Source organism: Bradyrhizobium sp. 197, from assembly GCF_023073375.1.
Classification (GTDB): domain Bacteria; phylum Pseudomonadota; class Alphaproteobacteria; order Rhizobiales; family Xanthobacteraceae; genus Bradyrhizobium.
This window is the reverse complement of the sequence record NZ_JADPJJ010000134.1, coordinates 1-14,172: the sequence shown is the minus strand read 5'-3', so window position 1 is coordinate 14,172 and position 14,172 is coordinate 1. Positions and strand designations below refer to the sequence as shown.

General features: G+C 59.9%; 13 protein-coding genes and 1 pseudogene. 9 read left to right on the top strand and 5 right to left on the bottom strand.

Annotation, left to right across the window (positions count from 1 at the left end; all coding sequences use genetic code 11):
• Positions 1–29 precede the first annotated feature (29 nt).
• Positions 30–488 carry a MaoC family dehydratase gene (locus IVB27_RS29555; RefSeq protein WP_247446424.1) on the bottom strand — a complete coding sequence of 153 codons (459 nt, stop codon included), beginning with the start codon at positions 486–488 and terminating at the stop codon, positions 30–32.
• Positions 489–684: 196 nt separating this feature from the next.
• On the opposite strand from IVB27_RS29555, the gene IVB27_RS29550 reads away from it, so the two are divergent.
• Complete coding sequence (locus IVB27_RS29550) at positions 685–1,632, top strand: LysR family transcriptional regulator (protein WP_247341829.1); 948 nt, start codon at positions 685–687, stop codon at positions 1,630–1,632.
• A 163-nt stretch (positions 1,633–1,795) separates the two neighbouring features.
• Positions 1,796–3,358, top strand: a complete 1,563-nt coding sequence (locus IVB27_RS29545; RefSeq protein WP_247446423.1) for a fatty acid--CoA ligase — start codon at positions 1,796–1,798, stop codon at positions 3,356–3,358.
• Between the two features lie 45 nt (positions 3,359–3,403).
• Here the strand turns inward: IVB27_RS29545 and IVB27_RS29540 are convergent, their stop codons facing one another.
• Entirely contained in the window at positions 3,404–4,075 is a 672-nt protein-coding gene (locus IVB27_RS29540) for a GntR family transcriptional regulator (RefSeq protein ID WP_247446422.1), read from the bottom strand.
• A gap of 138 nt (positions 4,076–4,213) precedes the next feature.
• On the opposite strand from IVB27_RS29540, the gene IVB27_RS29535 reads away from it, so the two are divergent.
• The 6 genes and pseudogenes from IVB27_RS29535 (at position 4,214) to IVB27_RS43035 (ending at position 9,931) form a co-directional block, all read left to right on the top strand.
• Positions 4,214–4,990, top strand: a complete 777-nt coding sequence (locus tag IVB27_RS29535) for an enoyl-CoA hydratase/isomerase family protein (protein ID WP_247446421.1) — start codon at positions 4,214–4,216, stop codon at positions 4,988–4,990.
• Positions 4,991–5,001: 11 nt separating this feature from the next.
• Positions 5,002–6,294 (top strand): CaiB/BaiF CoA transferase family protein, encoded by a 1,293-nt coding sequence (locus IVB27_RS29530; protein ID WP_247341842.1) that lies wholly within the window; start codon positions 5,002–5,004, stop codon positions 6,292–6,294.
• A 116-nt stretch (positions 6,295–6,410) separates the two neighbouring features.
• Positions 6,411–6,650 (top strand): annotated as a pseudogene (locus IVB27_RS29525) (DUF485 domain-containing protein); the annotation flags it as partial.
• Entirely contained in the window at positions 6,647–8,341 is a 1,695-nt protein-coding gene (locus IVB27_RS29520) for a cation/acetate symporter ActP (protein WP_247348285.1), read from the top strand. The pseudogene IVB27_RS29525 and the gene IVB27_RS29520, both read left to right, overlap by 4 nt.
• Positions 8,338–9,687 carry a fumarylacetoacetase gene (gene fahA / locus IVB27_RS29515; protein ID WP_247341851.1) on the top strand — a complete coding sequence of 450 codons (1,350 nt, stop codon included), beginning with the start codon at positions 8,338–8,340 and terminating at the stop codon, positions 9,685–9,687. Before IVB27_RS29520 ends, fahA begins: the two co-directional genes overlap by 4 nt.
• A 115-nt stretch (positions 9,688–9,802) precedes the next feature.
• A complete protein-coding gene (locus IVB27_RS43035; RefSeq protein ID WP_256468474.1) occupies positions 9,803–9,931 on the top strand; it encodes a hypothetical protein in 129 nt (42 codons plus the stop codon).
• A gap of 868 nt (positions 9,932–10,799) precedes the next feature.
• On the opposite strand, the gene IVB27_RS29510 is transcribed toward IVB27_RS43035, so the two are convergent.
• Complete coding sequence (locus tag IVB27_RS29510; protein WP_247446419.1) at positions 10,800–11,198, bottom strand: hypothetical protein; 399 nt, start codon at positions 11,196–11,198, stop codon at positions 10,800–10,802.
• Between the two features lie 254 nt (positions 11,199–11,452).
• Here IVB27_RS29510 and IVB27_RS29505 point away from each other — a divergent pair, with 254 nt between their 5' ends.
• Entirely contained in the window at positions 11,453–12,427 is a 975-nt protein-coding gene (locus tag IVB27_RS29505; protein ID WP_247446418.1) for a tripartite tricarboxylate transporter substrate binding protein, read from the top strand.
• Positions 12,428–12,448: 21 nt separating this feature from the next.
• Here the strand turns inward: IVB27_RS29505 and IVB27_RS29500 are convergent, their stop codons facing one another.
• On the bottom strand, positions 12,449–12,775 hold the full coding sequence (locus IVB27_RS29500) for a hypothetical protein (protein WP_247446417.1): 327 nt from the start codon (positions 12,773–12,775) through the stop codon (positions 12,449–12,451).
• 221 nt (positions 12,776–12,996) lie between these two features.
• The gene (locus IVB27_RS29495) at positions 12,997–13,221 is read right to left on the bottom strand and encodes a hypothetical protein (RefSeq protein WP_247347940.1); all 225 of its coding nucleotides are present in this window, start codon (positions 13,219–13,221) and stop codon (positions 12,997–12,999) included.
• Positions 13,222–14,172 lie beyond the last annotated feature (951 nt).

Here is a 14,172-nt window from a genome sequence, read left to right as displayed (position 1 = left end):
GTAGTGACACCGTTCGCGGCGGTGGAGGGCTAAGGGACCACCAGCGTCAGCGTCTCGGCGACCAGAGCCGGCGTTTGACTATTCTCGATCTCAAGTACCGCGTTGCCCTTGATCAGCATACGCCCGTTGTCCTTCGGTTCGACACTTGTCATGGAAAGCTGAAGGCGAACGCGGTTACCCGATCTTACGGGTGTCAGGAACCTGACTTTGTCCAGACCATAGTTGAAGACGGCAGATGCGTCGACCGGAGCGAGCCCCAGGTCCATGCCAAGTGGCGCAATCAATGACAGGCTCAGGAAGCCGTGGGCAATGGTGCCGCCTACAGGACTTTCCTTGCTCGCGCGGTCCGCATCCACGTGGATCCACTGCCTGTCCCCAGTACAGGCCGCGAACTGGTCGATCATGGGCTGGTCGATGGTGACCCAGTCGGATGTTCCGAAATTCTGGCCCACGAAATCCCTGATCGCCTCGAGCTTAATCTGTGCCATCGCTGTGTCCGTTGTTCGACCGTTTGGCATATTTCCCCAAACTGCGAGGAAGGCCATGTCGATTTTGTTGAACGGGGAACGCAATATTGAATAGCGGCCAGGCTTTGATGGCTTTTTCGCTTGTGTTTCCGGGTCCTGCGACGTCGTTCGCACTCGGCGATCAGGAACCAAAAGCGCTTGCGCAAAGGACGAGAGCATGACCGAGGCAAGCTGGGATTTGTTTCGCTTGTTTTCCGTGGTGGCGAGAACTGGAAGCGTCAACCGTGCCGCACACGAACTGGGAATGAGCCAACCGACATTGAGCAGGCGTCTGAAGGAGCTGGAGCGCTACGTGGCCGCTCCCCTGTTCTTTCGCGCCTCGTCCGGGGTGAAGCTGACGCGGGAAGGCGAGGACCTGCAACGCTCGGCCGGCGATATGATGCTCGCATTCGAGTCGTTTCATCGCGATCTGCGTTCGCGCGTCGGGCAACGATCGTCAGTGGTCAGGATATCGGCGACCGAAGGCATGACCAAGCACTGGCTTCTCCCGCGGGTTGCGGAGCTGCGACGGCGCGATAGTCGAATCTACCTGGAAATCATCTCCACGGTGAACCAGCAGAGCTTGGCAACGAGCGATCTGGACTACGTCATCAGGATGGGAGATCCCGGCGAGAACGATCTCATTGGAAAGCGGGTCGCGGACGTGCCGATGGGGATTTTTGCCTCCGAGCGGTACCTTGCCGGACGCCCCGCGCCTCGGTCATTGTCAGAGCTGAGGGATCACGACATCATCGGCCATACTGCCGATTTTGTCTCCTTCCGCAACGTTCGGCCCAATCAGAGGGATTTGTTGGAGTATTTCTCGGAAGCGGCGGGCATCCGCAGCGTTGTTCGGGTCAACCCAATTGCCAACCATTTCGCCGCCGCCGGTTGCGGTCTCGGGCTTGCGCTTCTTGCTGTACCATTCGCGCAAGCCGAGGGACTGGTTCAGGTCTTGCCGCAAGAGACAGTTACGATGAACGTATGGCTGCTGCGCCGGCGCGAGAGCGACCTGAGAAAATTGACTCGTGAAGTCAGGCGATTCCTGGAAGCAGAATTCACCGCTTCCAGGGAATGGCTCGCGGGCAACCCTCGAAATGCGAGAGTGACCAAGCGCAAGGCCTGAGGCCGTCTCACATGCTGCCTTCGCCGCATCTGGAAATATCGCGGTAAGACACGCGAAGAGGCCGTGGTCATTCTGCGCTGAATAGCGGTAGTTCAGAATTTAGATACTTGCCGGGCGCCGGGCCGGTCATCCTCCATCTCAAAAATCATAACGGGAGGGATGGATGTCCAAATCGGAAGGGGCCTTGCTGTCAACGCCGATCCAGACGATCGCGGAAATTCCGCGACGTTACGCGGCCATCACGCCCGACGCCGTCGCCGTGAGCTTCGAGGGGCGCGAGACAAGCTATCGGGTTTTGGAGGAATTATCCAATCAAGTCGCCAATGGCCTCATGGCTGGGGGTGTGCGACCGGGCAGCCGAATTGCGATACTCGACAAGAATTCGGATATCTTTTTTCAAGTGCTTCTCGGGGCAGCCAAGGCCCGCGCCGTCCTGGTTCCCATCAATGCAAGGCTGGCACCTCCCGAGATCGTTTTCGCGGTCAACGATGCCAAAACCGAGATTCTCTTCGTCGGGGAATCGTTCGAGAAACTTACCACTGAAATCCAGGATCAGCTGGAAACTGTTTACCAAATCATTGTGTTGGACTCTCGTTACCTCAAGTGGCGCGATGCCCACCCGACGACCGAGGCGAGCCTGCCAGTCAGCCCCGATGACGTTTGCTTGCAGCTCTACACCAGCGGCACGACCGGCTATCCGAAGGGCGTGCAGCTTTCTCACGCCAATTTTCCACTACACGCGCTTGACGACTGGAAGGCGTGGTCGTCCGACGATGTCATGCTGCTCGCAATGCCGTTGTTCCACATCGCAGGGGTCGGTACCGGCGTATTCGGTCTGGTCCCCGGCCTCAAGACGATCGTGCTTAGCGAGTTCGTTCCATCGGTGGCGCTTGAAACGATACAGCGCGAACGAGCTACGGTCACGTTCCTCGTTCCGGCAATGCTATTGGCGATGCTGGCCGAACGTAACGTTGAAAAAATCGATCTCTCCTCACTGAGACAGATTCTTTACGGAGCCTCCCCGATACCGCTCGAGCTTCTCAGGAAGTCGCTCCGGGTGTTCAGGCATACGGGGTTCTTCCAGGTCTACGGCCTGACCGAAACGACCGGCGTCATCACGGTTCTGGATGCTGCAGACCATTCCTCGAACAATAGGGATATCCTGAGGTCATGCGGCCGTCCGGTCGAAGGCATTGAACTGATGGTCATCGACGCGTCGGGCAAACCGCTACCAGCCCGAGAGGTGGGTGAAGTCGTGTGCCGCTCATCGCAAAATATGAAGGGATACTGGAATCGGGCAGAGGACACCGCGAGGACTCTCAGGAACGGATGGCTGCATACCGGCGATGCCGGATTCCTCGATGAAAACGGCTATTTGTACATTCATGATCGTTTGAAAGACATGATCGTTTCCGGCGGAGAGAACGTCTACCCCGCCGAGATCGAAAGTGCCTTGTATGGACACGCGGATATCGCCGACGTCGCCGTCATCGGCGTGCCTGACGACCGGTGGGGTGAAGCGGTCAAGGCCCTCGTCGTGTTGAAACCGGATCGTACGGCGGACCCGGCGGGCATACTGCATTTCGCGCGAGGAAGGCTGGCGGGGTTCAAGATCCCGAAGTCGATCGAATTCGTGCACGAACTTCCCCGCAATCCGTCCGGGAAAATCCTCAAGCGGCTGCTGCGAGAGCGCTATTGGGAAGGATACGAGCGGATGGTCAATTGAGCGTGGTTGGCCGAATTGAACGTATCGGGCCGGGAGACGCTTTTGCTAGGCGACCGCTGCGTCCTGCGACTTGAGCGACTGAAGCGTCAGCACCTCGGTCAAGCGCAGATGTTCCGTCATCAAATCGGTGGCGAGTTTCACATGCCGGCTAAGAATGGCTTGGGCCAGTGCCGAATGTTCGGCGCGCAGATCACGATCGGCGCGCGACATTCGCACATTGATGCGGCGATAGCGTTCGCCCTGGACGAAGAGTTGTTCGCGGATTCGCAGCAGCCAGGGACTATCGCAGGCCGCCACCAGGGTGGCATGGAATTTCGCGTGCGCGATCATCCAGTCGTCGCCCAGGTCGTGAATGTCGTGGGGCGTATGCGAGAGTTCATGATCGGCTGCGACAATAGCAGCCTCCCATTTGAGGCCGCCGAGTTTCATCGCGCGGTGCATGCATTTCAGTTCGATGTCGATTCTGACGGCCGTCAGATCCGAAACATCGGCGGCATTGATGGGCGCCACCCGGAAACCTCGCTGGGGCTCCGCAATGACCAGCGCCTCGGCAGAGAGACGCGACAGGGCCTCCCGTACAACGCTCGGGCTGACCCCAAGATATTGAGCCAGATCTTGAATTTTCAGCTTTCCGTCGGCCGGCAAGCGGCCGGCCAAGATGTCCGAGCGAAGTCGAGCATAGGCTGAAACGGTAAGGCTGGTCGCGTCCTGAGGCATCCCTGGCATTTTCACAAGGATTCGGAGGAATACAAGATGAATCCAATAATATCTTTTTTATGTTGACCGTATGAGTTTTTCAGATACCGTTCCATTATCGAACCGAACGACTGACTCAAAAAAATCCGGAGGAATTCAATGACCACACCAAACGAGTTGGTTACCGTCAGTCGGGAGGGCGATCTCGTTACCCTGACGATGACTTTCGCTCCCTACAATCTCGTGGCCAAGCCGCTGCTGACCGCGCTGCTGGATGCAGTCGAACAGGCTCATAAGGGAGGCGCGCGTGCCATCATCCTGCGGAGCGGATTGCGACACTTCTCCGCCGGTGCTGAAATAGAACTATTCGACAATCGCGGCGAACGGATGCCCGAAATCGATGTGTGCGCCTGCCTGGATGCGCTCGAACAGGTTCCTGTGCCGATCATCGCGAGCATGCACGGATTGGCCCTCGGTGGCGGATTCGAGCTGGCGCTGGCCTGCGACATCATCGTTGCCGCGGACTCCGCGAAGGCCGGCATGGTCGAGGTGACGCTGGGCCTGCATCCGCTGATGGGCGCCATACAACGTGTGGCATCGCGCGCCGGCGTGGCGCGCGCCAAGGAGATGGCTCTGTTCGGACGTCGCTATGATGCGGCGACGCTGGAGCGCTGGAATATCGTCAATCGCGTCGTGCCCGAAGCCCAGCTTGAAGAAATGACGCGGATCCTCGCGCTCGAGCTTGCGGTGGGCCCGACAGTGGCGCATGGCGCCACCAAACGACTGGTCCGGGAATATATGGAAGACAGCGTCGTGAAAGCCGACCGCGCAATGTCTGACGCGCAGCGTCCGATCTTCCAGAGCAACGATCTCGTCGTCGGCCTGAAGGCCTTCCGCGAGTCCGGGCCTGGTCACGCCATTTTCTCGGGCCGCTGAGGGACGTTGTCATGACAAATCGTACACCCCTTGCCGGAATCAAGGTCGTCGACTTCTCGCGCGTCCTTGCTGGTCCCCACTGCACCAGGGCCCTGTCGGACCTCGGCGCCGACGTGATCAAGATCGAGCCGCCGCGCGGAGACATCTCACGGTACGCCCTGCCTGGCGACGAAACCGCGAGCATGTCCTACTACTATATCCAACAGAACGTGGGGAAACGGAACATCAGCATCGACCTGAACTTCCCCGAAGGAAGAGAAGTCGTGCGCAAGATGTGCGATAGCGCCGACATTATCGTCGAGAATTTTCGCGCCGGCACATTGAAATTCTTCGGCCTCGATTATGAATCCGTCGCCGCGCGCAACCCGAAAGTAATCTACGCCTCAATCAGCGGCTACGGCCAGGGCAGCGCGCTGTCACACCGCAGCGCCTACGCGCCGACCGTCCATGCCGAATCCGGCTTTGTCGGCGGGATGATCGACCATCTCGGCGAGGATCTCACGGTCAAGAGGCATGATGCCTACTCGCATGCCGACATTTATACGGGCCTCGAAGCGATCATCGGCATTCTGGCAGCACTGCATCACCGCGACCAGACAGGCGAGGGCCAATATGTCGATATTGCGATGGCCGCCACCATGCTTGCCGTCAATGAACGGGTGCATGCCGATCTCTCCGGCGTGGATCTCGGCGCCGAACCGGCGGCGCTCGGACCTGCTGACTCGCCGTTCTTCAAGACAAGCTACGGTGACGTCATCACAATCGCGACCAGTGTCGTCAGCAGCCTGACGTTTCCGAACTACATCGCGGCGATGCGTCGCCCCGATCTCGCTTCAGATCCCAGATTCGCCACGCCGGCGGCGCGCCGGAAGAATCTCAACGCCCTTTACCAGATCATCCAGCAGTGGATTCTTTCCTTTGCCACGGCCGGCGAACTCGATGCACAGCTCGACGAAGTGAAGCTGGCGTTCGGCGTGGTTCGCTCGGTCAAGGACTTCGCCGGTTCGGACTGGGTCAAATGGTGGGGCGCGATAGAAGAGGTTACCGACCGCCGCGGCAAGGCGGTCAGGATCCCCGGCAAGCCCTGGCACTTCTCGAAGACGCCGCTGGCCGCTGCGCGCGAAGCCGCCTTTCGCGGTGAACACAACGTCGAAGTGATGAAGGAATACGGCTACTCCGACCAGGAGATCGCAGCCCTTACCAATTCGGGCGTGCTGTTGACGAACATTCCGCCGCGACCCTCGCCGTCGATAGAAGCATCCGCGCCGCCCGATAGTGACGATGTCCTGAAGCAGGCGTCCTAGCTGCGTCGAAACCAACTGATCAAGAAATGGGGGAGGGAAATCATGTCGTTGTCGTCGGAACAAACGCGAAAAATCCTGTCTAATCCGTCTTTTCGGGAACTGACCGCCGCACGGGCAAGGTTGCGGTGGGGCTCTCGATCGTCACGTTGTTGATGTTCTTCGGCTTCATCGGGCTGATTTCGGCGGCGTCGTCAGCGCTCGGGAAGAGCATGGCAGGCGGAGCCGTTCCGTTGGGCATGGTGATCGCGCTTGGCATGATCGCCCTGGTCGTTGCCCTGACCGGTTACTATGTACGCCGTTCCAACACCTACTTCGACGGCCTGACACAGCTCGTTCGCCGGGAGTGTGGCCGATGATCATGCGCATTCTGCTGGCCGCCATTGCGGCGACGGTGTCCTTTTCGGCCCATGCGCAGGCGACCGCTGTTGTAGCGGGCCGCGATCTGAACTGGGTTGCCATAGGCATGTTCCTGTTGATCGTCGCCGTCACGCTCCTCATCACCTATCGATCGGCTGGCAGAACCAAATCGAAGGCGGACTTCTATACCGCGGGACATGAGATCACGCCGCTCCAGAACGGCCTGGCGATTGCGGGGGATTTTCTTTCGGCCGCGGCTTTCCTCGGTATCTCGGCGCTGATCTATGCGACCGGCTTTGATGGCCTCGTCTATGCGTTGGGCTTCTTGACGGGTTGGCCGATCGTGCTGTTCATGATGTCGGAGCGCTTGCGCAACCTCGGCAGTTACACGTTCGCCGACGCAGCGTCGTTTCGCCTCGATCGGACCTCGGTCCGTCTGGTCGCCGCCACCGGCAGTCTCGTCGTCGTGCTGTTTTACCTGATCGCGCAGATGATCGGTGCCGGCAAGGTCATTCAGCTTCTGTTCGGGGTGAACTATCTGTTCGCAGTCGCCGGCGTCGGACTTCTGATGATCGTCTATGTGGCTGTCGGCGGCATGCAGGCAACCACCTGGGTTCAGATCACCAAAGCGCTGCTGCTGCTGATCGGCGGCACCTTGATGGCGCTGGTGGTGCTGTGGCGCTTCGATTTCAGTCTTGGACGCCTATTCGCCGAGGCGAGCCGGGTGCACCCCAAGGGGGCCTCAGTTCTCTCTCCAGGCGGGCTGTTCGCTGAGCCGGTTTCCGCGATCTCGCTTGGACTCGCGCTGGTGTTCGGTACCGCGGGATTGCCGCATATCCTGATGCGGTTCTTCACCGTCAGCGATTCCGCAGGCGCAAGGAAGTCGGTTTTCTATGCGACGACCTGTGTAGCTTACTTCTGCCTAGTCATCCCGCTGTTCGGCTTTGCTGCGGTGGTGGTCCTTATGCCGGATGCGAGTTTCTTCAACGTCGGCGCGGGCGGCCAGTTCAACAAGATTACCGATCTGATCGGCGGTCCCAATATGGCGGCGGTGCACCTGGCGGGCGCTCTCGGCGGACCAATCCTGCTTGGGTTTATCTCGGCCGTCGCGTTTGCCACCATTCTCGCCGTGGTCGCCGGATTGACACTCGCCGGCGCCTCGGCGGTGAGCCACGATATTTATGGGCAGGTGATTGCGAAGGGTAACGCGCCAGAGGCACGTGAGGTGATGGTTGCGAAGATTGCCGCGGTGGCGACCGGCATCGTCGCGGTGGGCCTTGCCATCACTTTCGAGAACCAGAATGTCGCGTTCATGGCGGGGTTAGCGCTTTCGGTCGCGGCAAGCTGCAATTTTCCAGTGCTGGCGATGGCGATCTTTTGGCGCGGTACCACCACGCGCGGCGCCGTTGCCGGTGGCCTGGTCGGCCTGTTCAGCTCTCTCCTTTTCGTCGTGCTGAGCAAGACAGTCTGGGTCGCGGTATTCCATTTCGCGGCGCCGTTATTTCCCTACGACAATCCGGCGCTCTTCTCGATGCCCCTGGCATTTCTGGTGATTTGGCTCGGTTCGCTGAGTGACCGAACGGCCCGCGCCGCGGCCGAGCGGCGGGCGTTTGATGCTCAGTTTGTGCAATCCGAGATCGGCATCGGACCCTCTGAGGGCAATAACGCGCTGGCGGGAGCTGCAGGATGAACGCCATGATCGACGAGACCCACGATCCGGCGCGCCGCAGTTTTGTGGCGGCCGCCAATGACCCCTCCGGCGACTTCCCCATCCAGAACCTGCCGCTCGGTGTCTTCAGCCGTGGCAAGGACGGAAAGCGATCCGCGGGGATTGGGATCGGCGACCAGATCCTCGATCTTCATGCGGCGCACAGCGCCGGTCTCCTGCCGGCAGAAATTCCCGAGTGGACCGTCGCCGACTCCTCGCTCAACTCGCTGTTTGCGTTGGGACCTCGCGCGTTGCACAACTTACGAAAGGCAGTCAGTGCCGCGCTTGACGCGGGTTCAAGCGGTGAGGCTGCGCGCCGCCGTGCGTCGGACCTGCTGGTCCCATTGAGCGCTTGCACGATGTATCGTCCGACTGCGGTGCCGAACTACACGGATTTTTATGCCGGCATACATCACGCGAAGGCGGCCGGCGCACTCCTCACGCCTGAAAATCCGCTGCCCGCCAACTACAAATGGGTGCCGATTGCCTATCACGGGCGGGCGTCTTCGGTGCAAATCGGGCAGGGAATTGTCCGCAGACCCATGGGACAGCGGACGCCGTCGGTTGACGGGGGCAGTCCTGGCTTCGGTCCGTGCGAACGACTCGATTTCGAACTGGAGATGGGGTTCTATCTCAGTGGCGGCAACGAGCTCGGAAGTCCGATCCCGGTTGCGCGCGCAAGCGAACAGATCGTCGGCTATTCACTTCTCAACGACTGGTCGGCGAGGGACGTCCAGCGCTGGGAGATGTATCCACTCGGACCATTCCTCAGCAAGAGTTTCGCAACGTCCGTCTCGCCGTGGGTTGTCACTACTGACGCGTTGGCTCCGTTCCGCATTCCGGCGATGGTTCGTCCTCACGGGGACCCCCAGCCGTTGAAATACCTGCTCGACGAGGACGATCAGAAAAGTGGCGGGCTGGACATAAGCCTGAAGGTTTTTCTCACGACCGAAAAGATGCGGGCCGCAAGGGACGTTCCTGTCGAAATTCTCAGCTCGAACGCCAAATATCTATATTGGACACCGGCGCAGATGGTTGCGCACCACACGATCAATGGATGCAACCTTCTACCGGGGGACCTGATCGGCACCGGCACGATCTCCGGACCTACCGACGCTGAATTGAGCAGCATGCTCGAATTCACTTCTGCCGGAACCCGCCCCATTACGCTTCCCAACGGAGAGCGTCGCGGCTTTCTACACGACGGTGACGAGATCCGATTTGAGGGGCGCTGCACTCGTGAGGGCTTTGCATCCATCGGCTTCGGAGTGTGCGTCGGAACGATTGCGGCATCTCATCAGACGGAGCTTGAAAGCAGGGCGGCCTGATCCGCGCGCGTTAAGCGAAGAGTCGCCCCTCGAGCGATCCGCGACGAACGGGTGGTACTGCCCGGAAGACGGCAGAACAATAGCTAGGGGAGGAACTACCATGGAGAATTGCCACATGATCGCACACGCCATGATCACGATGCCGGACATCGACATGGAAGAGGTCCAGTTTGGGCAACTTATCGTCCTTCTCGCAGCTTTGTCGGTCGCCGTGTTGGGCCGCCTTGTGGCGTTTATCTTTTGACCCTCTCACGACGCGGTTGATGTAGTCGTGGGGTCAAGCAAACTCGGCGATCGTGTGTGGGAGCCTGCGTGATGGAAGCTGCGGCGCTCCCTAAGATTGTGCGCGAACGTTGAATTTGCCAGCGCGACAGCGGGTCCCGATTTTGGTCTCTCGCCGCACTCGTTTAGGAGCTGTCAAGCCGCTGCTTCAACGGCGGCTTTTGACGAACTACCAAGGGTCTAGGTCGCGGGTTGGCTGCCCGGTTGTGATCTGCGCTGGCCGCTTTCCCATTTGGAAAAGCCTGCTAAGCAATTGATTCTCACTAGGGGCGAATTCGCACATTTTTCCAAATGCGGCTTGAAATCGTTGAACAATCAGACTGATTTTGATTCCGCCATTCTGACGTTGGTCCAAACCAAAGATTGCCAGTGAAATCTAAGATACTGCGCCCGGCTTCCGTTGTTCATTTGGAACGGGCATTTGGAAATGGCCCCGCCGTCGGCGACGAAGGATCTAACCAATCCCGCCGCGTATCCGATCCCAAGGTCCTCAGCAGCTCTCGTTCTCGTCTACGAAGGTCGCAACGAAATCGCAACGAATTGGGTGAAACGACCGTGAACAAAACGGGACGGAAATGTCTGCCATAGCTATAAAAATCAACAACTTAGAAGATGTTCACTGCGTTCGGGACGCAGGGGTCGCAGGTTCGAATCCTGCCACTCCGACCATTCTTCCAAAAGTCGACGTTTTCCTAGAGGCTTGTTCCTAAGGGCTTGGCGGACCGGCCGCCAGCGCCTCGGGAGCGCCTTTCTGCAACGATTTTCGGGGCGGGTCCACGGCCGATTTGGCCGGGCAGGGCGGCTTGTTGCGGCGGCATGGCTTGCCGGGTTCAGGACGAACCGGTCGGGTGGGGCTGGAACGAGACGACGATCCGCTTGGCCTTGATCCGGCCGTGCACGCCATAGCCGGGCTCGAAGCTCAACGTCGTACCGTCGGGATCGATCTCGATGCTGAACGCGAAGATGATACCGGCTTCTGTAAAATCGAACAGCTGGACCTCGATCAGCTCGAAAATGCTAAACGTGACGTCCACATGCTTCGTCAGCACGAAATAGCCGTGTGCATCGACCTCGGACGTCATCTGGAACGCGTGGGCGACCAGCCGGCTTGGCGCGCCCTGGCGAAGCTCCAGCTCCCGCAACGTCGCATCGTGGAATGAGGGGACACTCTCGAACCAGGCGCACAACGCTATGCCGCCTTCCAGATCGCCAATCGCTGCTTTCGCCATCAAGGATATCCCGTGCGCAAATTTGTTGCGCAAGCTACAGGATTTCAATGACGGTGCACCTGACACGTCGAGCAGCATAGGTAGAGAAAGCGAAACCCATCAATGTCGCGCGTCCGCGCGGATCGCGGCGGCCCATCGATCCTTAACTGGAGAGAATCAGTTGCCAGCCGGTCACGCCGACGGCTAGATGAACCCACAGTCGATCGCACGTTCGGCGGCGCGATCGGCCAATAACAAGAACAGGGCTGGAAATCATGTATAAAAAGATCGTCGCGCTCGTTGCCGCTTTCGGCTTCGCTGGCTGCGGGTCGGCATGGGCCGCGTGGCCGGACGACAAGCCAATCGAAGTCGTCGTTGGCTTTGCACCCGGAGGCGGTACCGATGTCATGGCTCGCAAACTTCTTCCCTTCGTGGAGCGTGCGCTGGGCGGTAAGGCGAAGTTTGTCGTCTTGAACAAGCCCGGCGCCGGCGGAGAGATCGCGTTTGCTTCGATCGCGCGCGCGGCGCCCGACGCCTATTCGATCGGCGTCGTTAACGTGCCGGGCTACAACTTTTTGCCGATGACTCGCAAAACCCAATATACCATGGACGAAATCCGGCTGGTCGCACGGGTCGTCGAAGATCCGAATGTGATCGTGGTGCCCGCCGAGAGCAGATTCAAGGATCTGCCGGATGTCATTGCCGCACTTCGCAGCAAGCCGGGCTCGGTGACGTTTGGTCACAATGGGGCCGGCACGAACGGCCATTTGGCCATTCGCATGCTCGCAGCGGCCGCGAAGGTGGAGCCCAACGAAATCTCCTACCGAGGAACGGCCGCACAGAGGACCGATCTGTTGGGCGGGCATCTGGAAGTGGGGATGGTCAGTCTCAGTGAAATTCCCGAATTGCATGGTACCAACAAGGGGCAACTACGCGTCATCGCGATGCTGTCGAAGAAGCGCTTTCCAACGCTGCCCGAAGTTCCGACGGCAGAGGAGGTGGGCTTTCCGGTCATGACGACGGCGGAACGCGGCTTCGCGGTCCCGAAGGGGGTTCCGGACGACATCGTCAAGAAGCTGGAAGCGGGGATTGCCGAAGGCCTGCGTAATCCTGAGTTCGTGACGAGCTCACCCGGCGACGAGCCGGTGATCGCCTTCATGCCTGGTGCCGAGTGGCAAAAACGCCTCGACACTATGTCCGACGCTTTGCGTCCTTATGCGGAGGACATGCGAGCGAACGAGCAGAAGTGATCTATCCTGCTGTAGCCAAGCCTACCGCCTCGCCACCAGCACACCGAGCATGAACGCCACCACCAGCGACGGCAACGGGGCTTCGCGCACCATGCCGCGGACGATCTCCGGCCAGTGCTGATCCGGGGCGAGTCTCGGCGATCGCATATCACCGGTCGGCTCGATCCCCCAATTCGACGCGAGTTCGGCGATCTCGCTCGATGCCAGTCGCACGCCGTCACGGACGCGGAAGATCGCGGCGTCCGCTCGCTCTCGTGGCGCAAGCAACATCATCGTCGTGATGGCCGTGCGCAACGTCATCTCTCCGTAGCCTTGCAGCCTTACCGATTCTTCGGGATCGGACGTCATGCGAAAACCCTCACAGCGCCAAATTCCTCACATCGCAAAGTGGCGCGCGATGGTGAATGCCGCCGTCGCGCACAGGACCAGCGTGGATATCGCGCCGGCCACGCCGCGTGCGAGATGGGCTCGCGTCAGGTGCCTGGTCATGATCTTGCTCCATGCTCTCAGGAAAATGGCGGCGGCGGACGTTGGTTCCTTGCGCGGCTGGCGAATCGCGCCGGCGCTGACTACTTCCGCAGCAACTCGCTCAGCGCTGCGGTCGCCTCGGCGCAGCGGATGTCGTCGATCTCGCGCGACAGGCTGAGTGCGCTCGATTTCAGCTCTTCGACCTTCCAGCTATCCGGATGCTGGTTTTCGAGATGACCGAGACGCTTGTTGAGATCGTCCAGTCTCGATTGGAGCTGCCCGGCGCTGGCGGCCCCGTTCACTTTCCAAACGCGTTGTGCACGCATCGTAGTTCCCCTGCTAATCTCACGGCGTTGTGAGAGCGGTTCGTGGCCGGAATGGGAATTTGTCTGGGCCGGCTTTAGATCGCGGGGAACCGTTGCAGATTAGCCACGGAAGTTCCGGGATTTCAGCAGCGACCGCGCCTGTGTCGCTTCCTGTCAATCCGCCTGCGCGAAAATATTCCGCTTTACCGAAATTCGGTTTTGGCGTATGTGTCGCCCATCCCGGCTCGACCAAGAGGGGCGATCTTGTGTCGTCACGTTTCGCGAGCCGGGCTTGCGGTGGACGCGGCAGCGTCGGGCGCGAAAGTACGGGCAGGGCGGATTGCTCTCCGTGAGCCCGAGGCTTCGTGCCGACGAGCGGCGCTGTCAGGTTCGTCTCGCCAGCATTCTTCCGGTAACGTCGACAACGCCGGGAGATAATGCGGCGAGCAGCGAACCGTGCGTACGGCAAAACCGTGTGGTCCTGGCCGTCGTTGCTACGGTCAAGCCTTGGCGGATGCGGCACTTGCGTCAACCGGCGCGGCGCCCGCGACTTTCGCTGGGGTGAGGGAGGCCAAAACGAACTCGGCTCCCGGGAGAGCACGGCATAAGCCGTAAAGCCACTGCGCAGGGAAGGCCGAGTGATTGGCTACACCTGTATGCTGCTGTGCGGTTTCCTTGCGCTACATCTTCGCGCAGCGGACCGCAGGTGCCAGCCGGCACCCGGCCTTCCCTGCACCCTCTTGGACAAGAGGGTGAAGCGACCAAGCAAAGCTCGGGCGAAAAGCGCCGCGAGGGTGCGAAGCTGTGTCTGCAGTTGAAATGGATGTTGGAGATTGCGATGCCGCTCCTTGCTCCGTCATTGCGAGCGTAGCGGTAACTGCCCAGGTGGCCGTTTGTATTCTCTTGACTGACCACATGTGTTTGTGAGTCAAGGTATGGGTGACGCCGCCAAATTCCTCATTGTCTGTGGAT

Coding starts and splice junctions, on each gene's coding strand:
- IVB27_RS29555 (WP_247446424.1), bottom strand. CDS start 488: ATGGCACAGATTAAGCTCGAGGCGATCAGGGATTTCGTGGGCCAGAAT.
- IVB27_RS29550 (WP_247341829.1), top strand. CDS start 685: ATGACCGAGGCAAGCTGGGATTTGTTTCGCTTGTTTTCCGTGGTGGCG.
- IVB27_RS29545 (WP_247446423.1), top strand. CDS start 1,796: ATGTCCAAATCGGAAGGGGCCTTGCTGTCAACGCCGATCCAGACGATC.
- IVB27_RS29540 (WP_247446422.1), bottom strand. CDS start 4,075: ATGCCTCAGGACGCGACCAGCCTTACCGTTTCAGCCTATGCTCGACTT.
- IVB27_RS29535 (WP_247446421.1), top strand. CDS start 4,214: ATGACCACACCAAACGAGTTGGTTACCGTCAGTCGGGAGGGCGATCTC.
- IVB27_RS29530 (WP_247341842.1), top strand. CDS start 5,002: ATGACAAATCGTACACCCCTTGCCGGAATCAAGGTCGTCGACTTCTCG.
- IVB27_RS29520 (WP_247348285.1), top strand. CDS start 6,647: ATGATCATGCGCATTCTGCTGGCCGCCATTGCGGCGACGGTGTCCTTT.
- fahA (WP_247341851.1), top strand. CDS start 8,338: ATGAACGCCATGATCGACGAGACCCACGATCCGGCGCGCCGCAGTTTT.
- IVB27_RS43035 (WP_256468474.1), top strand. CDS start 9,803: ATGATCGCACACGCCATGATCACGATGCCGGACATCGACATGGAAGAG.
- IVB27_RS29510 (WP_247446419.1), bottom strand. CDS start 11,198: ATGGCGAAAGCAGCGATTGGCGATCTGGAAGGCGGCATAGCGTTGTGC.
- IVB27_RS29505 (WP_247446418.1), top strand. CDS start 11,453: ATGTATAAAAAGATCGTCGCGCTCGTTGCCGCTTTCGGCTTCGCTGGC.
- IVB27_RS29500 (WP_247446417.1), bottom strand. CDS start 12,775: ATGACGTCCGATCCCGAAGAATCGGTAAGGCTGCAAGGCTACGGAGAG.
- IVB27_RS29495 (WP_247347940.1), bottom strand. CDS start 13,221: ATGCGTGCACAACGCGTTTGGAAAGTGAACGGGGCCGCCAGCGCCGGG.